The sequence below is a fragment of the Streptomyces sp. NPDC002623 genome (assembly GCF_053592635.1).
In genome coordinates, this window is the sequence record NZ_JBSFWB010000042.1 from 37,984 (window position 1) to 57,053 (window position 19,070).

13 protein-coding genes are annotated in these 19,070 nt (G+C 70.2%); 10 read left to right on the forward strand and 3 right to left on the reverse strand.

The genetic code is table 11. The annotated features are described in order from the left end of the window. Positions 1-212 precede the first annotated feature (212 nt). From ACWD4O_RS41785 to ACWD4O_RS41805, 5 genes are all read left to right on the forward strand, one after another. Positions 213-1,415, forward strand: coding sequence for a glycoside hydrolase family 1 protein (locus ACWD4O_RS41785; protein WP_451288280.1), 1,203 nt, complete (start codon positions 213-215; stop codon positions 1,413-1,415). 26 nt (positions 1,416-1,441) lie between these two features. Beyond that, a complete protein-coding gene (locus ACWD4O_RS41790; RefSeq protein ID WP_451288281.1) occupies positions 1,442-2,257 on the forward strand; it encodes an SDR family NAD(P)-dependent oxidoreductase in 816 nt (271 codons plus the stop codon). A gap of 41 nt (positions 2,258-2,298) precedes the next feature. Further along, the gene (gene uidA / locus ACWD4O_RS41795) at positions 2,299-4,110 is read left to right on the forward strand and encodes a beta-glucuronidase (RefSeq protein WP_451288282.1); all 1,812 of its coding nucleotides are present in this window, start codon (positions 2,299-2,301) and stop codon (positions 4,108-4,110) included. Between the two features lie 577 nt (positions 4,111-4,687). After that, positions 4,688-6,040, forward strand: a complete 1,353-nt coding sequence (locus tag ACWD4O_RS41800; protein WP_451288283.1) for an MFS transporter — start codon at positions 4,688-4,690, stop codon at positions 6,038-6,040. A 63-nt stretch (positions 6,041-6,103) separates the two neighbouring features. After that, positions 6,104-8,767: a family 78 glycoside hydrolase catalytic domain gene (locus ACWD4O_RS41805; protein WP_451288284.1), complete on the forward strand. Its 2,664-nt coding sequence runs from the start codon at positions 6,104-6,106 to the stop codon at positions 8,765-8,767. A gap of 33 nt (positions 8,768-8,800) precedes the next feature. Here the strand turns inward: ACWD4O_RS41805 and ACWD4O_RS41810 are convergent, their stop codons facing one another. The 3 genes from ACWD4O_RS41810 to ACWD4O_RS41820 form a co-directional block, all read right to left on the reverse strand. Further along, positions 8,801-9,982, reverse strand: a complete 1,182-nt coding sequence (locus ACWD4O_RS41810; protein WP_451288285.1) for a family 1 glycosylhydrolase — start codon at positions 9,980-9,982, stop codon at positions 8,801-8,803. Between the two features lie 66 nt (positions 9,983-10,048). Next, the gene (locus tag ACWD4O_RS41815; protein WP_451288286.1) at positions 10,049-10,846 is read right to left on the reverse strand and encodes a sugar phosphate isomerase/epimerase family protein; all 798 of its coding nucleotides are present in this window, start codon (positions 10,844-10,846) and stop codon (positions 10,049-10,051) included. Further along, positions 10,843-11,460 (reverse strand): TetR/AcrR family transcriptional regulator, encoded by a 618-nt coding sequence (locus tag ACWD4O_RS41820; RefSeq protein WP_451288287.1) that lies wholly within the window; start codon positions 11,458-11,460, stop codon positions 10,843-10,845. Before ACWD4O_RS41820 ends, ACWD4O_RS41815 begins: the two co-directional genes overlap by 4 nt. A gap of 413 nt (positions 11,461-11,873) precedes the next feature. Here ACWD4O_RS41820 and ACWD4O_RS41825 point away from each other — a divergent pair, with 413 nt between their 5' ends. The 5 genes from ACWD4O_RS41825 (at position 11,874) to ACWD4O_RS41845 (ending at position 19,027) form a co-directional block, all read left to right on the forward strand. Further along, positions 11,874-13,466, forward strand: coding sequence for an ABC transporter substrate-binding protein (locus ACWD4O_RS41825; RefSeq protein ID WP_451288288.1), 1,593 nt, complete (start codon positions 11,874-11,876; stop codon positions 13,464-13,466). 10 nt (positions 13,467-13,476) lie between these two features. Continuing rightward, on the forward strand, positions 13,477-14,421 hold the full coding sequence (locus ACWD4O_RS41830; RefSeq protein ID WP_451288289.1) for an ABC transporter permease: 945 nt from the start codon (positions 13,477-13,479) through the stop codon (positions 14,419-14,421). After that, positions 14,418-16,178 carry a dipeptide/oligopeptide/nickel ABC transporter permease/ATP-binding protein gene (locus ACWD4O_RS41835; RefSeq protein WP_451288290.1) on the forward strand — a complete coding sequence of 587 codons (1,761 nt, stop codon included), beginning with the start codon at positions 14,418-14,420 and terminating at the stop codon, positions 16,176-16,178. The genes ACWD4O_RS41830 and ACWD4O_RS41835 overlap by 4 nt, the downstream gene beginning before the upstream one ends. Then, positions 16,175-16,990 carry an ATP-binding cassette domain-containing protein gene (locus ACWD4O_RS41840; protein ID WP_451288291.1) on the forward strand — a complete coding sequence of 272 codons (816 nt, stop codon included), beginning with the start codon at positions 16,175-16,177 and terminating at the stop codon, positions 16,988-16,990. Before ACWD4O_RS41835 ends, ACWD4O_RS41840 begins: the two co-directional genes overlap by 4 nt. 222 nt (positions 16,991-17,212) lie before the next feature. Next, positions 17,213-19,027: a family 43 glycosylhydrolase gene (locus tag ACWD4O_RS41845; protein WP_451288292.1), complete on the forward strand. Its 1,815-nt coding sequence runs from the start codon at positions 17,213-17,215 to the stop codon at positions 19,025-19,027. Positions 19,028-19,070 lie beyond the last annotated feature (43 nt).

The following is a 19,070-nucleotide window of genomic DNA, read 5'->3' on the forward strand; positions in this document are numbered from 1 at the left end:
GGTAAGAGTTGGTGGTCGCACTCCTCGTACTCAGCCACTGCGTGAGCGTCCACTCCCACCGCCACGTCCGCGCGACCGGCCCGGCCGGAGAGCTCGCTTCCACCCTCGACACCCCCCGCACTGAGGCCGCCGCCCACCGCGCCCGATCGGCCTGGTGAACGGCGCAAGTGCCACGAGGCCCGCACCACCGACACTCAGGAGAGCAGTCGACGATGACCGAATTCCCGCCCGGGTTCCTCTGGGGAGCCTCCACCGCACCGCACCAGATCGAGGGCAACAACCTCAACAGCGACTTCTGGGCCAACGAGGGGCGCATCCCGGGCATGGAGCGCAGCGGCGACGCCTGCGACAGCTACCACCGGTACCACGAGGACATGCGGCTGCTCGCGGACGCCGGACTCAACGCCTACCGCTTCGGCATCGAATGGGCCCGCATCGAGCCCGTACCCGGCCTGGTCTCGCGCGCCGAACTCGCCCACTACCGGCGCATGATCGACACGGCCTTCGAGCTCGGCCTGACCCCGGTCGTGACCCTGCACCACTTCACCAGCCCGCTCTGGTTCACCCAGGAGGGCGGCTGGCTCGGGGAGCGCGCCGTGGACCGGTTCCGGACCTACGTCGAGACGGTCGCGCCGATCCTCGACGGCGTCGAGTGGGTCGTCACCATGAACGAGCCGAACATGCTGGCCATCATGGCCGGCATGGCGCGGGCGATGCAGAGCGCGCAGGCCGACGGGGAGTGGCAGAGCCCGACCCTCGACAACGAAGGCCCGCGTCCACCGCTGCCGGCCCCCGACACCGCCATCGGCGAACGGCTCGTCGAGGTGCACCACGCCGCGCGGGAGGTGCTGCGCGAGCGCACCAACGCCAAGGTCGGATGGACGGTCGCCAACCGCGCCTTCGTGGCCCGTCCCGGGGCCGAGGAGAAGAAGCGGGAGCTGGAGCACGTCTGGGAGGACCTCTACCTGGAGGGGTCGCGCGGCGACGACTTCGTGGGCGTGCAGTCGTACTCCAGCCAGTGGGTCGGCCCGGACGGCATCGAGCCCTACCCGCCGCACCCGGACAACACGCTCGTGGGCACCGCCTACCGGCCCGACGCCCTGGGCATCGCGGTACGGCACACCGCCGAGTTCACCGGCGGCCTGCCGATCCTGATCACCGAGAACGGCGTCGCCACCGGCGACGACACCCGCCGCATCGCCTACACGGGCGAAGCCCTGGAGCACCTCGGCAAGGCGATCGCCGACGGGGTGGACGTCCGCGGCTATCTGCACTGGAGCCTGCTCGACAACTACGAGTGGGGCCACTGGGCACCGACGTTCGGCCTGGTCGCGGTCGACCGCGAGACGTTCGAACGCCGCCCCAAGCCCTCTCTCGCGTGGCTGGGCGAGACAGCCCGCCGCGGCCGGATCTGACCGCACCCTCACACGGAGGACACACCGTGCAGGTATCCATACCCGACGTCTCGTCCAAGTCCCTGACCGAACTCGTCTCGCTGTCCGGGCGGCGCGCCGTCGTGACCGGCGCAGGCCGCGGGCTCGGCCGGGCCGTCGCCGAGCGGCTGGCCGAGGCGGGAGCGGACGTGCTCGTCGCGGACGTCGAGGTCGAGCTCGCCACCGCCGCCGCCGAGGCTCTCGGCGCCCGAGGCCCGGGCCGCGCCCTGGCCACCCATCTCGACGTCACCGACCCCGACAGCGTCGTGGCCGCCGCCGACCTCGCGGTCCGGGAGCTCGGCGGGGTCGACATCTGGGTGAACAACGCCGGGATATTCCCCAGCGTTCCCGCGCTGGAGATGTCCGACAAGGCCTTCGACGAGGTGTTCGCCGTGAACACCCGCGGGGTCTTCCTCGGCTCCCGGGAGGCCGCGCGCCGGATGAGCGAGGCCGGCAGCGGGGGCGTCATCGTCAACGTCGTCTCCACGGCCGGGTTCCGCGGGACGGCCCCCGGGCTAGCCGCGTACGTCGGCTCCAAGCACGCGGCACGCGGCCTCACCCGGCAACTCGCCCTGGAGTTCGCCCCGTTCGGCATCCGCGTACTGGGCGTCGCCCCGACGTTCGTGCCGACCGAGGGGAACATGGCGGCGGCAGCGGCGGCCGGCGTGGACTCCGAGACGATCATGTCCGTGATGCAGCCCGGTCCGCTCGGCCGACTCGGCGTGCCCGACGACGTGGCCAGGGTGGTGCTGTTCTGCGCCAGCGACCTCTCGGCGTTCATGACAGGCAGCACACTCCTCGCCGACGCCGGTGAAACGGCCTGACGCACACCACCCCGACCGCCCCAGCACCCGGTAGGAACCTCATGCTCTCGCCCCGTACCACCCCCACCCGAGACGTCTTCGGCCTCGACGGCCTATGGCGGTTCGCCCTCGACACGCGGGCCGGCTCCACTCCCTGGACGTCACGGCTCGCCCCGCCGCTCGAAGTCCCGGTACCCGCCAGCTACAACGACCTGTTCGTGGACCCGGAGATCCGCGACCATGTCGGAGTCGTCTGGTACCAGCGCGACGTGCGCGTGCCGCGCGGCTGGACCGGCGAGCGCGTGGTCCTGCGCTTCGGGTCCGTCACCCATGCCGCGCAGGTCTACGTGGACGAACGGCTCGTGGCCGAACACACCGGCGGCTACACACCGTTCGAGGCGGACCTGACCGGCATCGTCGAGCCCGGCACCGAGTTCAGGCTGACGGTCGGCGTCGACAACCGCCTGACGAACGTGACCATCCCGCCGGGCACCGTCACCACCGGCCCCGACGGCCGCGAACGGCAGTCGTACCTGCACGACTTCTACAACTACGCCGGCATCGCACGCCCGGTCCGCCTGTACAGCACGCCGACGACCTTCGTCGAGGACGTCACCGTCGTCACAGGACGGGACGGCACGGCCGGCACCGTCAGCTACCGCGTGGAGACCGCCGGCGAACACGCCGACACGGCCACCGTGCGGGTGCGCGTGACCGACGAGGCGGGCCGGACCGTCGCGGAGGGCGAAGGCCCCGAGGGCGTCCTGCGCATCGAGGACGTCACGCTCTGGCAGCCGGGCGCGGCCTATCTCTACGACCTCGTCGTTGAGCCGGCCGTGGACGGTGAGACCGTCGACAGCTACACCCAGTCCTTCGGCGTCCGTACCGTCGAGGTGCGCGGCACCGACTTCCTCATCAACGGCGAGCCGTTCTACTTCACCGGCTTCGGCAAGCACGAGGACACCCCGGTCCGGGGCAAGGGCCACGACGACGCCTACCTCGTGCACGACTTCCAACTGATGGAGTGGACCGGCGCCAACTCCTTCCGCACCTCCCACTATCCGTACGCCGAAGAGGTCCTGGACTTCGCCGACCGGCACGGCATCGTCGTCATCGACGAGACCGCAGCCGTCGGCCTCAACCTGGGCGTCCAGGGCGGGCTCACCGGCGTTCCGCCGACCCCCACCTTCGCCCCGGAGAACTTCGGCGGGACGACCCGGGACGTCCACGCCCAGCACCTGCGGGAGCTGATCGAGCGGGACAGGAACCACCCGAGCGTGGTGATGTGGTGCCTCGCCAACGAGCCGGCCTCCAACGAGGACGGTGCGCGCGAATACTTCGAACCGCTGGTCGAACTGGCCCGCAAGCTCGACCCGACCCGGCCCCTCACCTACGCCGCCGTCATGTTCGCGACGCCGCAGAACGACCAGATCGGCGACCTGTTCGACGTACTCAGCATCAACCGCTACTACGGCTGGTACCTGTTCACGGGTGACCTCGCGACCGCCGAGGGGTATCTGGAGCAGGACCTGCGCGGGTGGGTCCAGCGCTTCGGCAAGCCGGTCATGATGTCCGAGTACGGCGCCGACACCCAGCCCGGCCTGCACTCCGTCTGGGACACCCCGTGGAGCGAGGAGTACCAGAGCGACTTCCTCGCCATGTACCACCGGGTCTTCGACCGCATCCCCGAGTTCGTCGGCGAACACGTGTGGAACTTCGCCGACTTCCAGACCTCGCCCGGCATCCACCGCGTCGACGGCAACAAGAAGGGCGTCTTCACCCGCGACCGCAAACCCAAGTCCGCCGCGTTCGCCCTGCGCCGGCGCTGGCACGGCCTCGACGGCCGCAAGCCTGGCCAGACCGCGGCCGACTGAGAACGGCGGCCCTCCGCAACACCCCGATGCCGCCCTGCCGCGACGACCGACAAGGCGGGCCCGTGGCTCGGCCCCGCCACCCACAGGGCGCAGGGCCGCATCACACCGGCGCCCTCAGGCGACCGGTCCGCTCAAGGCACCGCACACAGCGGCGCCAGGCCACGGCCACCGCTGTGCGTAGGCGAAGCCCCGGTCGTGCCTCACCGGCGTCTCCTGAGCCGACATCCCGGAGTCGCCCGCGGCGCACATCGCAGGATCCCGGCTCCTCGGCCAGGCACCGTCCACAGGAGTCCCCGGCGACACGGCATCGCCCGGTTCCGACGGCACTGGCCGCCACAGCACTCCGGATTTCCCCGGTCCCGCACCGCAGCGGGTCCAGTCGGCGGCACGGCATCGACCGTGCCGCCGACATCCCGGCAGCCAGAACCGCTCCACCCCACGGCGCCTTGCCTCCTCTGACCGAGCAACCGTTCTTCGCCGCGGCCTCTCCTCCCCTGGCCCGGCGGCCCGGCCACGGCCGTCCCGCCGCCCACCGGTTTGCCGCTGCCCCTTGCGATCATGTGACAAAGGAGTCCTCATGCCTCACGACGACCGGGACGTCAGCGTGGCGGTTTCCCCTCCCCCGGCGTCACCTCAGAACGCCACCGGGGGCCCCACCGAGCCGCCCGCCCCGTCCGAGATCGAGGCACCGCCGCTGCAGAAGGTCGGCAGGGACTACCTCCTCTGGCTGATGATCGCCAGCTTCGGCGGTTCCCTGGCCCTGATGGTCCCCCTCTCCTACTCGCTCGCGGTGCGGATCGACGACCTGGCACCGGGACACGAGGAGCGGCTCGGATACGTCACCGGGTCCGCCCAGTTCCTCTACCTGGTCCTCAGCCCCCTGATCGGACTCTGGAGCGACCGGACCCGTTCCCGGTTCGGCCGCCGCGCCCCCTTCATGGTCGGCGGCGCCCTGCTCGGCACCGTCGCGCTCGTCGGGGTCGCCCTCGCGCCGTCGGTCCTGCTGCTGGGCGTGGCGTGGGCGGTCGGCATGATCGGCTGGGCCACCGCCGGACAGGCCGTACAGAACGTCCAGGCGGACCGGGTGCCCGAGGAGCAGCGCGGCCGGGTCTCCGCCCTGACCAGTGTCATGACCCAGATCGCCCCGGTGATCGGTATCGGTCTCGCGTACGGCGTGGCCTCCAGCACGTTCCTGGTGTTCCTGGTCCCGGGCGTACTGGGCGCCGTTCTGGTGATCCTGTTCCCGGTGTTCAAGCCCGAGGGCGACTCCCGCGCGCTGGTGCACACCAGCGGCGTGACCCTGAGGAGCATGGTCGCCAGTTACGGCTTCAACCCGCGCAAGTACCCGGACTTCGGCTGGAACTGGCTCGGCCGCTTCGTCTTCTTCATGGGCCTGTACTTCAACACGGCCTTCGGCACCTTCTTCTACGCGCAGCGGCTCGACCTGCCGGTCAAGGAGGTCGCCGGGATCGTGGCGGTCATCGGGACCGTCGGCGTGGTGGCCGCGGCGGGCGGCGCCATCGGTGGCGGCTTCCTCTCCGACAAGCTCGGCCGGCGCAAGCTGTTCGCCCTCATCGGCTCCGCGGTGTTCGTCGCCGGGGCCGTCACCGAGGCGTTCGCCCACTCGCTGCCCCAGTTGGTCGTCGGCGCGGTGCTGATGCAGTTCGCCATCGCGGTGTTCAGCGCCGTCGACCAGGCGATCGTGTTCGCCGTCCTCCCGGACCGGGCCGAGGCCGGCCGCTACCTCGCCGTCGTCGCCTTCGCACAGAAGATCCCCAGCGCCGTCGCCCCGCTGATCGCCCCGCTCGTCATCACCCTCGGCGTCAGCGACGGCGGCGAGAAGAACTACACCCAGCTCTACCTGATCGGCGCGGTCCTGGCACTGGTCGGTGGCCTCATCGTCAAGTTCAAGATCAGGTCTGTCCGGTAGCGCCGCCTCCCGGCCGGCGTCCCGAGAAGCTTCCCGTTCCACCGAGTTCCGAGAAGGCACAGCATGCACAACGCACCGTACGACCTGGGCATCGACAGCGGCGGTGACACGTTCCCCGTGTCGGGCCCCACGCCCCGGCTGTCGTGGAAGCCACCGTCGGACGCGGCACGCCCGGTGGCGTACGAGGTGGAGTGCACCGTCGACGGCGAGGCGCGACCCGCTGTGACCACCGCCGTGGGCGGGCACCGGTTCGTTCCGTGGCCATGGGCGGCGCTGGACAGCGGTCGCCGGGTGGTCTGGCGGGTCCGGGCGCTCGGCGGCGACGGCGACTCGCCGTGGTCGCGGTGGCACGCGTTCGAGACGGGTCTTCTCGCCGCGGACTGGCGGGCGCACTGGATCAGCCCCGCCGAGTCCGGCGTCGCCGGCTACGGCAGACGGCCCGCGTACGTCCTGTCGGCCTGGTTCGAGGCGCGGGCCGGGGTGCGCTCGGCACGGCTGTACGCGACGGCACTCGGGGTGTACGAGGCGTATGTCAACGGTTCGCGGGCCGGCACCGCTGAACTGTCGCCGGGGTCCACCTCCTACGACCGCACGCTCTACGCCCAGGCGTCCGACGTCACGACCGCCGTCGAGGCGGGCGACAACCGGTTCGAGATCCTGCTGTCCGACGGCTGGTACCGGGGTCAGGTCGGCGCCTTCCGCCAACCAGCCGGCTGGGGCACCGTGCCCGGCGCACGGGCCGAGCTGCACATCGTCTACGAGGACGGCGCACGGCAGGTCGTCCGCACCGACGGGACGTGGACGAGCGCGGAGTCGGCCGTCACCCGGGCCGACCTCATGGACGGACAGACCACCGACTTCCGTCTGCGGCCCGGGGCCGGCAGGCCGGTCCTTGTCGACCAGGTGGAGGCGCCCGCCATCGACTGGTCGCCCGCGCCGCCGGTGCGCGTGATCGAGTCACGCCCCGCACAGGCCGTCGTACAGCTCGAGGACGGCGTGTGGATCGCCGACTTCGGCCAGAACGCCTCAGGCCGGATCGCGCTGGCCGAGCTCGGCCCGGCCGGCACCCGCACGGTCGTCGACCACGGCGAGCACCTCGGCCCCGACGGCGACCTGACGACCGTCCACCTCGACGCCACGCGCCCAGGCCAGGCCCCGATCCCGTTCGTCCAGCGCGACGAGGTCGTGTCCGCGGGCGGTGGCGAGACGTTCGAGCCGCGCCACACCGTGCACGGTTTCCGGTACGTCCGCGTCCACCGCGACGGCGCCCCCCTCGACCCGGCGAGCCTCGTCATGCGCGTCATCCACTCGGACCTGCGCCGCACCGGCACGTTCGCCTGCGGGCACGGTGACCTCGACCGCCTCCACGAGATCGCCGAGTGGAGCTTCCGGGGCAACGCCGTCGACGTGCCCACCGACTGTCCGACCCGCGAACGTCTCGCCTGGACCGGCGACTACCAGGTCTTCGCCCCCACCGCGACACGCCTGTACGACGTCCTGGGGTTCAGCCGCAAGTGGCTGCGCTCCGTCCGCGACGACCAGCTGCCCGACGGCCGGATCGCCAACTTCTCGCCCGACGGACGCCGTATCAAACACCACCTCGACGACCAGTTCGCCATGATGACCGGCTCGGCCGGCTGGGGAGACGCTGTCGTCGCCGTCCCGTGGGAGCTGTACGAGTCGTACGGCGACCGGGAGGTCCTGGCCGAGAACTGGGAGGCGATGGTCCGCTGGGTGGAGTGGGCGCTCATGACCGCCCGCACCACCCGCCACCCGTCCCGGACCGAGCGCTCGGCCGAACCGCTGCCGCACGAGCGGTACTTGTGGGACGGCTCCTTCCACTGGGGTGAGTGGACCGAGCCCCGGGTGAGGGCGGCCGACGGCAGCCGTGTCGACCCGGTCAAGGACGATCCCGTCGCCTGGTTCATGGCTGACAAGGGCGAGATCGGTACGGCCTTCCTGTACCGCTCGACGGCGACCCTGGCCCGCGTGGCACGCGTGCTGGACCGCGCCGAGGACGCGAACCGCTACGCCGAGATCGCCGAGCGGGTCCGCGACGCGTGGCGCACCGAGTTCCTGTCCCCCGACGGACGCACCGCCGGCGACACCCAGGCCGGTTATGTGCGGGCGCTGTCCCTCGGACTCGTCCGCGGTGACCTGCGCGAGGCCGCCGCAGCGCGCCTGGTCGAGCTGATCCGCGCGGCCGGCACGCATCTGGGCACCGGTTTTCTCGCGACCGGCGACCTGCTCCCCGTCCTCGCCGACACCGGACACGCCGACGTCGCCTACGAGTTGCTCCTCCAGCGCACCGCGCCGTCCTGGCTGTACATGGTCGACCGCGGCGCGACGACCATCTGGGAGGACTGGGAGGGCGTCGACGAGTCCGGCACCGCGCACGACTCCCTGAACCACTACAGCAAGGGCGCGGTGGTCCGCTTCCTGCACACCCACGTCCTGGGGCTGCGGCAGACGCCGGGGTCGGTCGCCTGGGAGTCCTTCGAGGTCGCGCCCGTCCCGCACCCGTCCGTGCCATGGGCCCGGGGCACGCACGAGTCCCCGCAAGGCACGATCGTCGTCGAGTGGCGGATGTCCGGCGCCGAACTCACCGTCACGGTCGACGTCCCCCCGGCCACCGCGGCACGCGTCGTCTTCCCTGACGGGACCGTCGTGGAGCCGCTCCCCTGCGGCAGGTTCAGTGCCACTCGGCGGGTGGGGAAGGCGGGTTGAGGCCAACTGGGGCCCAGTCCGGCGGGCCGGGTCTCAGGGGCGCCCGCGTCGGGCGGTGGCGCCCAGCCAGGCGAGGCTCGGCTTCGGGTGGCGCTCGAAGGTCTCACGGTCTACGGCGATCAGGCCGAGAGTCGCCTTCCAGTCGCCCCAGCGGTAGTTGTCGAGGGCGCTCCAGTGCAGGTAGCCCCGTACGTCGATGCCGTCGTCGATCGCGGCGAACAGGTGGTCGAGGGCCTCCTGTGTGTAGGCGATCCGTCGATTGTCGTCGGCGGTGGCGATGCCGTTCTCGGTCACGAGGATCGGTACCCCGCCGGTGACGTCCCAGGTGTGACGGACCGCCATGCCGAGAGCGTCGGGCCGGTACGCCTTGCCCGCCATGGTGTTGTCGGGGTGCGGCGGATGCGGCTCGATGCCATCGGGTCCGACCCACTCGCTGGAGTACGACTGGACTCCGACGAAGCCGTCACCCCGCGAGGCTTCGAGGTACAGGTTCTCCCAGTCGTACTCGATCTCGCGGAGCTTGTCCTCGCCGCCGGGCCGTGCGGCGAAGGCGCGGTTCGCGACGGTCCAGCCCACGGCGGCGTCGGTGTTGGCGCGGACGACCTCCCGGGCAGCGTGGTGGGCCTCGACCAGGGCGGCGCCGATCTCCGGGTCGGGGGCGGGCAGTTTCGGGCGGGTGTTGTCGGCCGCGGCCAGACCCTGGGAGCCGCTGCTCGGACCGGCCGGACCCTGGCGCTCGATGGTGATCATCATCGCGAGCATGTTGGGTTCGTTGATGGTGGCGATCCAGGGGACGTCGCCCAGGATGTCCGTGACGGCCTCGGCGTAGCGCGTGAACCGCTGGACCGCCTTTTCCCCGAGCCAACCCCCCTCCTCGGCGAACCAGCGCGGGTTGGAGAAGTGGTGGAGTGTGATGACGGGCGTCAGGCCGAGCGACAGGGCGGTGTCGATCATGCGCCGGTAGTGGGCGAGTTCGGCCCGGGAGAAGTGTCCAGGCACCGGTTCGACGCGTGCCCACTCGATGCCGAAGCGGTAGGCGTTGAGGCCGGCGTCCGCGAGCGGGCGCATGTCCTCCTCGAAGCGGTGGTAGCTGTCGAGCGCGTCGCCGCTCCTCTCCAGGCCCGGCGTGCGTCCTTCGATCACCCACCAGTCGCTGTTGACGTTGTTGCCCTCGGTCTGGTGCGGGGAGCTGGAGGCTCCCCAAAGGAACGGCATACTACCGCGCAAGAGCGCTCCCGGAGGTATCGGTGTGATCTTGGGCGACCTCGGACGCACCCCTCGTCAGGTCAGGGTCAGTCCGCCCTCCAGCAGGGCCTGTCGGTTGGCCGCGAGGAGTTCGAAGCGGTCGGCCTCCGTCTGGTCGATCTCCGTGATATGCCAGCCCAGATGGGTGCCCGCGCGCAACGCCGCCGGGATGTCGATGTCCCCGGTGCCGATGGGTGTCTGCGGGGTGTCGCGTTCGGCGGGGCCGTCCTTGAGGTGGGCGGTCACAGCGCGTTCCCCGAGGCGTTTGATGACGTCGACCGGGTCCTGGCCGGCCACGGCGGCCCAGTAGACGTCGACCTCGGCGAGGATCTCCGGGTCGAGCAGGTCCCACAGGACGTCGAAGGCGTGGGCTCCGCCGGGCAGTCGGACCCACTCGAAGTGGTGGTTGTGGTAGCCGAGCCGGATGCCCGCCCCGGCCAGTTCGCGCGCCGCCTCGTTGAGCCGGGCGGCGAAGGCGCGTACGCCGTCGTGGGTCTCCAGGGACCGCTCGTCGAAACCGTCGACAAGCCAGGGGATCGGTACGAAGGCGGTGTCGGCACCAAGGATGCGGCAGGTCTCGATCGCGGAGGCCTGGCTGTCGGCCGAGACGGCGATGTGCATGGAGCTGACCGCGAGACCGGCCTCGTCCAGGTCCGCGCGCAACGCGTGTGCGGCGGCGGCCACTTCGTCTGGGGGCGTGTTCCACAGGCCGAGCGCGAACGGCTCGACGTACCGGAAGCCGAGCGCGGCGAGACGCGCGAGAGTGCCGGGGCGATCGGCCGCCAGAGCATCGATCACGCTGTACAGCTGGACGGCGAGGGTGCCGGGTCTCATGCTTCGTCCTCTCGTTCTGCAGCCTGCGGGAAGGTCATGCTCATGAAGGCCCGGACCGGCCCGACGATGTCGAGATCCTGGTCGAGCAGCCATTGCAACTGCAGGCCGTTCAGCACGGCTTGAAGCAGGGTGGCGGCGTGTTCGGGGGCAAGGGCCTCGTGCAGTTCTCCGCGGTCGGCCTTGCCGCGCATGCCCCGCGCGAACTGATCGCTTCCCCAGGCGTAGCGCTGCACGAAGTAGCCGTGCGCGGGATGCTCCGGACGTGAGGCGGCCACCGCGAGCTCGATCCACAGGCGCATCAGCTCGGGGGCCTTCTGGTGGTGGCGCAGCATGTCGCCGAGGTACGGCGCCAGATGGTCCATGTCCGGGACCTTCGACTCGGCGTACCGCCGCTCCTCGGTGTCACGTTCGGCGAGCACGGCGGCGAGCAGGTCGTCCTTGTTGCGGAAGTGGTGCAGCAGCCCGGCGTGGGTGATGCCGGCCCGCTCGGCGATGTCCCTCAGCGAGGCCTTCGTGAACCCGTGTTCCGCGAAGCTCTCGCGCGCCGCCCGGACGATCTCCGCCCGCCTGGCCGGGGTCTTGGTGTACGGGCCGCGGGCCTTGGCCTGGCTCACAGCGCGCTTCCTCTTCCTGAATCCCGTGGCACGTCCCCAAAACCTTCCAAGGCTTAGATTTTCATGACCTGCTCGGAGTGTGGGCGGCGACAGCCGCGAGCACAAGGGGGCGGAGCCCGACGATTTCCCGCCAGATAACGCTCTGATTACGAACGCGGTACGCACTCTTCCCGCGCCTGCCACCGAGGCTTACCTTCCGAATGAAATTCGACCACGTGGTAACTGTTCGCGTCAGGACGCGCCGGCGGATCCGCGACCGCCGCAGCGGCCCTGTTCGCCGCCTCCGGCCACACTCACGGCTCCGCCGCACACCCCCACGCGTGCATCAGCCCAGGCATGCATCCGTGCATGACCGCACCGACAGACCGACACACGTCTCGGCTCTTCAGGTTCCAGGACGAAGGAATCCACCCATGCGCATCCACTCCTCGCATTCCCGGCCCGGGCCGCGGCCGCGCCGACGCTCGCAGACCCTGGCCGCCGTCGCCGCCATCGCCCTGCTGGCGACGGCCACGGCGGCGTGTGACAGCACCCCGGCCGCCACGTCGAACTCCGGCACCGACACGACGCTCGCGCTGTCCATCCTCGGCACGCCCAACTCGTTCGACCCGGCCCAGCTCATCGAGGGCCAGCAGACCTACGTCTGGGACTCGATCTTCGACACGCTCATCCTCCAGGACAACAAGGGCGAACTGCACCCCGGCGCCGCGCAGAGCTGGTCGTACTCCGCGGACGGCCGCACCCTGACCCTGAAGATCCGCCAGGGCATGAAGTTCAGCTCGGGCGACCCGGTGGACGCGAACGCGGTGAAGGCCACCCTGGACCGGATCCGCTCCACGCCCGGACAGAGCCAGCTGTCGCTGGCCGCCGTCTCCTCGGTCGAGGCACCGGACGCCTCGACGGTCGTCCTCAAGCTCTCCCGGCCCGAGGCCTCGCTGCTCGCCGCGCTGTCGACCGCACCCGGGGTGATCGGCGACCCGAAGACCATGGCCGACAAGAGCACCGCTCTGAACCCGGTCGGCTCGGGCCCGTACACCCTCGACACCAAGACCACCGTCAACGGCTCGGTGTACGTCCTCAACCGGCGCGACGACTACTGGAACAAGAAGGCGTACCCCTTCAAGACGGTCAAGATCCGCGTGATCACCGACCCGACCGCGTCGGCCAACGCCCTCAAGGCGGGCCAGACCAACGCCGGCACCGCCGATGTCTCGCAGCTGTCCGCGCTCAAGGCGGCCGGCTTCGAGATCACCCATGTGGAGGCGACCGCGGGCGCCTACCTCGTCCTCGGCGACCGCGCCGGAACCAAGCTGAAGCCGCTGGGCGATCTGCGGGTCCGCCAGGCCATCAACATGGCCTTCGACCGGCAGAAGATGGTCACCCAGGTGCTGCAGGGCTCCGGCAAGGCCACCGACCAGGTGTTCAACCCGAAGGGGAAGGCCTACGACGAGGCGCTCAACGCCAAGTACCCCTACGACGTCGCCGGAGCCAAGAAGCTGCTTGCCGAGGCCGGCTACCCGAAGGGCTTCTCGGTCACCATGCCGAGCCTCGTCTTCACCAAGAGCTTCGAACCGCTCTTCACCCAGGCGCTCGGCGACATCGGCATCAAGGTGACCTGGGAGCCGGTGCCCGCCCAGCAGACCACCTCCGCCGTCGCGTCCGGCAAGTACCCGATGTTCCTGCTCGTGGAGGGCCTCGCCTCCGACGCGATCATGACCCGCAGCTTCTACACCGAGACCGGCTTCCGCAACGTCTTCCACTCCACCGACCCGAAGCTGACCAAGCTGCTCGACCAGGCATCCAAGGAGCTCGACCCAACGAAGGCCGCCGGAATCTACCGGGAGATCAACGAGTTCGGCGTCGAGAACGCCTGGCTGTCCCCCGTCTTCTACCTCGGCAGCGACTGGGCCACCAAGAAGGGCATCACCTACCTCGGCGACGGCGCCTCCACGATGTCCACGATCCGGCAGTTCGGCGTGGCCGGCTCGTCCAAGTCCGGAGGGTGAGCCGCCACCCATGACGCTCTATGTGCTGCGTCGCCTGACCGCGGGCCTGGTGCTCGCGGTCCTGGTGACCATGATCACGTTCCTGCTGCTCAGCACCTCCTTCGACGATGTCGCGAGCAGCGTCCTCGGCAACGGCGCCACGCCACAGCAGGTCGTCGCCCAGAAGGCCCAGATGGGCCTGGACCGGCCCCTGGCGGGCCAGTACGTCGACTGGCTCTCGCACGCCGTCCGCGGTGAGCTCGGCACCTCCTACTACACCAGCGAACCGGTCCGCTCCGCGATCACCGCCCGGCTCGGCGTCACCCTGTCGATCGTCGTCGTCGCACTGCTGGCCACCTCGGTCATCAGCGTCGCCCTCGGGGTGGCCGCCGCCGCGCGCGGTGGCGCCGTCGACCGGTTCGCGCAGGCCACCGCGATAACCGGCTACCTCGTCCCGAGCCTCCTCGTCGCCATCGCGCTGGTCTACGCACTGGCCATCAAGCTGCATGTGTTCCCGGCCACCGGATACACGGACTTCAGCGAGAGCCCAACCCGCTGGGCGAGCAGCATCGCCATCCCCGTCGTTGCCCTGATGATGGGCGGGGTCGCCAGCCTGACCTCGCAGATCCGCGGCGCCATGATCGGCGAACTGCGCAAGGACTACGTCCGTACCCTGCGCACCCGGGGCATCCCCACCCGCTCCATCGTGCTCCGGCACGCCCTGCGCAACGCCGCCGGACCGGCCCTGACGGTGCTGTCCCTCGAGTTCATCCAGATGCTCGGCGGCGCACTGATCATCGAACAGATCTTCGCACTGCCCGGCTTCGGCCAGTACGCGTTCAACGCCTCCCTCCAGGGCGACGTCCCGATCATCATGGGCATCAGCCTCTTCGGTGTACTCCTCGTCGTGGCCGTCAACCTGGTCGTCGATCTCCTCAACGGCTGGCTCAACCCGAAGGCGAGGATGACCAGTTGACAACGCCGAACGCTGACGCGCGCCGCCGGTCGACCCTGCGGCGCCTGCTCTCCGACCCCCAGGCCGTCGCCAGCGCGAGCCTGCTGATCGTCATCGTCCTGCTCGGGCTGCTCGCCCCCGTCCTCACCGACCACGGTGCCAACGAGGCGAACCTGGATGCCGTCAACGCCGGAGTCGGCGACCACGGTTATCTGCTCGGCGGGGACAAGAGCGGACGCGACATCTACGCCAGGCTCCTGTTCTCCATCAACACGAGCGTGGTCTCGGCGCTCATCGGCGCGAGCATCGCCCTGGCGATCGGGATCACGTCCGGGCTGATCGGGGGGTACTTCGGGCGGCGCGTGCGCGGAGTCACCGAGTGGGTGTTCAGCCTGATCATGACGTTCCCCGGGCTGCTCCTGCTCATCGTCCTGATGCCGGTGACCAAGGGCGACTACAAGGCCACCATGCTGATCTTCGGGGTGCTGCTCTCCCCGGGCGTCTACCGGCTCGTACGCAACCTCGTCCTCGGCGTGAAGAACGAGTTGTACGTGGACGCCGCCCGGGTCTCGGGACTGCCCGACCGGCGCATCCTGCGGCGGCATGTGTTCACCGTGGTGCGCGGGCCGGTGGTCATCGCCACGGCGTTCCTCGCGGGTTCCTCGATCGCCGTCCAGTCGGGTCTGGCCTTCCTGGGCGTGGGCTCGAACACGGTGCCCAGCTTCGGCGCGATGATCTCCGAGGGGTTCTCCAACCTGTACGAGGAGCCACTGCAGTTCCTGTGGCCCAGCCTCGTGCTCGGCGTCATCACCGCCTCGCTGGTACTGCTCGGGAACGCGCTGCGGGACGCCCTGGAGGGCGGCCGTCCCAAGCCGGTCCGGATCGTCAGCGCAACCGGGTACCGGCCGTTGGCCCCCCAGGCCGCCTCCGACTCCGGACTGCTCACGGTGGAGGATCTGGCCATCGCCTATCCGACGCCGACCGGCGAACTGAAGGAGGTCGTCAGCGGCGTCACCCTGCGTGTCGCCGCCGGGGAGACCCTCGGCCTCGTCGGCGAGTCCGGTTCCGGCAAGACGCAGACCGCGTTCGCCGTGCTGGGGGTACTGCCCGCGGAGGCGGTCGTCACGCGCGGTTCGATCCGGCTCGACGGGCGTGAGCTGCTCGGCCTGAGCGAGCGCGAACTGCGGTCGGTGCGGGGGACGTCCATCGCGTACGTGCCCCAGGAACCCATGTCCAACCTGGACCCGTCGGTCACGGTGGGCGCCCAGCTCGTGGAGGGGGTGCGCGCCGCGACGCCCATGCCGAGGGACGAGGCCCGAAAGCGGGTCCTGGCGCTCCTCGCCAGGGTCGGCATCCCCGAACCCGAACGCACCTTCCGCTCCTACCCGCACCAGATCTCCGGCGGCATGGCACAGCGCGTCCTCATCGCCGGCGCCGTCGCCAGCAGGCCCCTGCTGCTCATCGCCGACGAGCCGACCACCGCCCTCGACGTCACCGTCCAGGCGGAGATCCTGGACCTGCTGCGCGATCTGCAGAAGGACCTGAACATGGCCGTACTGCTGGTGACCCACAACTTCGGTGTGGTCGCCGACATCTGTGGCCGCGTGGCCGTGATGCGCGAGGGCACGGTCGTCGAGACCGGCGGCACGGAGGAGCTGTTCGCCGCGCCCCAACACCCGTACACGCGGGGCCTCCTGGACTCGATCCTCGACGAGAGCATCCTGCGCACCGATCCACCGGCCGCCTCCATGGGCGCCCTGGAGAAGGAGACCCGATGACCACACTGCTGGAGGTGAGCGAGCTGCGCGTCACCTACCCCGGGCGGGGCTTCAGGGCCCGTCCGCACGAGGTACTCCACGGTGTGTCGCTCACCGTGGAGCAGGGCGAGACCCTGGGCGTCGTCGGCGAGTCGGGCTCCGGCAAGACGACCATCGGCCGGTCCGTGCTCGGCCTGGCCGCGCCCAGCGCCGGCACGGTCCGCTTCGGGGGCCACGACATCACCCACGCCGGACGGAAGGAACGACGTGCGCTGTCCCGGGACATCCAGGTCGTCTTCCAGGACCCGTACTCCTCTCTCAACCCCGCTCTCACCATCGGCGACATCCTCAGCGAGCCGCTCGTCGTGCAGGGCACCGCGCCGGGTGAGGCCCGGCAGCGGGTCGCGGAACTCCTCGACCAGGTGGGGCTGCCGAAGGACGCGGCGCAGCGGCTGCCCCGGGAGTTCAGCGGCGGCCAGCGGCAGCGTGTCGCCATCGCCCGCGCGCTGGCGCCCGCTCCCCGGCTGATCGTGTGCGACGAGCCGGTCTCCGCGCTCGACCTCACCACGCAGGCGCGCGTTCTCGATCTGCTCGTCGACATCCAGCGGCGCACCGGTGTCGCCTATCTCTTCATCTCGCACGATCTCGCGGTCATCCGGCACATCAGCCACCGGGTGAGCGTGATCCACCGGGGCGACATCGTCGAGACCGGACCGGCGGGCGACATCACGACGGCCCCCGAACACCCATACACACAGCGGCTGTTGCTCGCCGCACCGGTCGCGGACCCGGCCGAACAGCGCCGGCGGCGCGCGGCACGGCAACACGTGTGACCCGCTTGCCGTACCGCCTCGCACCGCGCCGCGCCGCACCGCATCGCTTCGCATCGCCGAGTCAAGGAGCCCAGAAAGGTGTCCTCATGCTGAAGCCCCGCTCCACAGCCACCGCGAGCTGGTGAACCTGCGGCAACGACCTGTTCTCCGACAGCGCTATCCGCGACCACGCGGGCAACGGCCGATAGCTGAGACGCACAACCCCCTTTGGAAGGAAGTCCGTTGTCGTCGACCGAACGTATCTTCTGCAACCCGCTCGACCTTGCCTACCGCTACCAGGACATCCGGTTCACCGGCACGGTCAGAGGCATGAAGATCGCTGAGCCCCATCGGAGCGTATACCGGGAGGCGGCCGATCCATCGATCGTGCTGTACCGGGACCGCTACTACATGTTCGTCTCGATGTCGGCGGGCTTCTGGCACTCGACGGACCTCGTACGGTGGGAGTACCGCGCGACGGCCAAGCTGCCGGCCCTCGACTACGCGCCGGACGTCCGCGAGGTGAACGGCGCGCTGTATGTCAGCGCGTCCCGGAAGGAGGACAACTGCCCCTTCTTCCGGAGCGTCGACCCTCTGTCCGACGACTTCGTCGAGGTCACCCCGGGCACCTTCCCCTTCTGGGACCCGAACCTGTTCCAGGACACCGACAACTCCGTGTACCTCTACTGGGGTTGTGACAGCAGGACCCCGATCCAGGGAGTCCGTCTCTCGGACACGTTCGGTCCGGTCGGTGAGCCGTCGCCGCTGATCAGCTCCGACGTCCTGGCCCACGGCTGGGAGCAGTTGGGCGAGGACTACGTAGTCGTACCGCCAAAGACCGAGCGGGAGCGGCTCGCCGCGATGGCCATGGGCACCGACCCCTACATCGAGGGCGCCTGGATGACCGAGCGCGACGGCACCTACTACCTCCAGTACTCGGCACCCGGCACACAGCTGAACACCTACGCCGACGGGTACTACACAGCCCCGGCGCCCCTGGGACCCTTCACCTACTCCCTCGACAGCCCGTTCTCGTCGAAGCCGGGCGGGTTCATCACCGGGGCGGGACACGGCAGCACGTTCCAGGACCTGCACGGAAACTGGTGGCACGCGGCGACGATGCGGATCTCGGTGAACGACGTGTTCGAGCGCCGCGTCGGAATCTTCCCCGCGGGCTTCGACGACGACGGAGTGCTGTTCTGCAACCAGAACTTCGCCGACTACCCGATGACGGTCCCGGACGGCCCGTTCGACCCGTGGACACCCCCCGCCTGGATGCTGCTCTCCTACAAGGCGAACGTCGTCGCGTCGTCTTCGGCCACCGGACACGACCCCGCGTCGGCCGTTGACGAGAACGTCCGCACGTGGTGGGCGGCCGCAGGCCGCGAACCGGGCGAATCCCTGACCGTCGACCTCGGCACGGACAAGACCGTCCACGCCGTGCAGATCAACCTGGCGGACCATGAACTGGCCGACGCCGCCCCTCACGCTCGGGACGGAGTGGACCTGGGCCATTCCTGGCGGGGCATCTTTCCGGGCCATCAGCCGGCGGAGATCCTGGTCGAGTTGTCGAAGGACGGCAGGGAGTGGACCGTCGTCCGGGACTCCCGCGACACGGACACCGACGCTCCGCACGCCTTCATCGTCCTCGACGCGCCACAGGAGACCCGATTCGTCAGGGTGACCAGCGGCCGGATGCCGTTCGACGGCACCTTCGCCGTCAGCGGGATCCGTGTCTTCGGGACAGGCGAGGGCGAGGCTCCGCCCTCCGTGCGTGCCCGGGCCGCCCGCGTGGACGACCGCACGGCCAGGATCGACTGGGACGCCGCCCCCGGAGCGATCGGCTACAACGTCCGCTACGGACGTGACCCGCAGAAGCTGTACCACAGCTGGCTGGTGTACGAGCGCACCCAACTCGACCTGCGCTCGCTGAACTCGGGCGCGGAGTACTGGGTTGCCGTAGACGCGTTCGGCGAAGCCGGCGTCACCTCCGGTGTGCCCGTGCCCGCGGCGCGCAACGCCGAACTGGATGAGCAAGAGGCCGAAATGCAGCGTTGAGAGAGCGAGTTCCGAAAGTACGGACTGAGATCTGCCTTTGATC

Coding starts and splice junctions, on each gene's coding strand:
- ACWD4O_RS41830 (WP_451288289.1), top strand. CDS start 13,477: ATGACGCTCTATGTGCTGCGTCGCCTGACCGCGGGCCTGGTGCTCGCG.
- ACWD4O_RS41785 (WP_451288280.1), top strand. CDS start 213: ATGACCGAATTCCCGCCCGGGTTCCTCTGGGGAGCCTCCACCGCACCG.
- ACWD4O_RS41805 (WP_451288284.1), top strand. CDS start 6,104: ATGCACAACGCACCGTACGACCTGGGCATCGACAGCGGCGGTGACACG.
- ACWD4O_RS41815 (WP_451288286.1), bottom strand. CDS start 10,846: ATGAGACCCGGCACCCTCGCCGTCCAGCTGTACAGCGTGATCGATGCT.
- ACWD4O_RS41800 (WP_451288283.1), top strand. CDS start 4,688: ATGCCTCACGACGACCGGGACGTCAGCGTGGCGGTTTCCCCTCCCCCG.
- ACWD4O_RS41810 (WP_451288285.1), bottom strand. CDS start 9,982: ATGCCGTTCCTTTGGGGAGCCTCCAGCTCCCCGCACCAGACCGAGGGC.
- ACWD4O_RS41825 (WP_451288288.1), top strand. CDS start 11,874: ATGCGCATCCACTCCTCGCATTCCCGGCCCGGGCCGCGGCCGCGCCGA.
- uidA (WP_451288282.1), top strand. CDS start 2,299: ATGCTCTCGCCCCGTACCACCCCCACCCGAGACGTCTTCGGCCTCGAC.
- ACWD4O_RS41840 (WP_451288291.1), top strand. CDS start 16,175: ATGACCACACTGCTGGAGGTGAGCGAGCTGCGCGTCACCTACCCCGGG.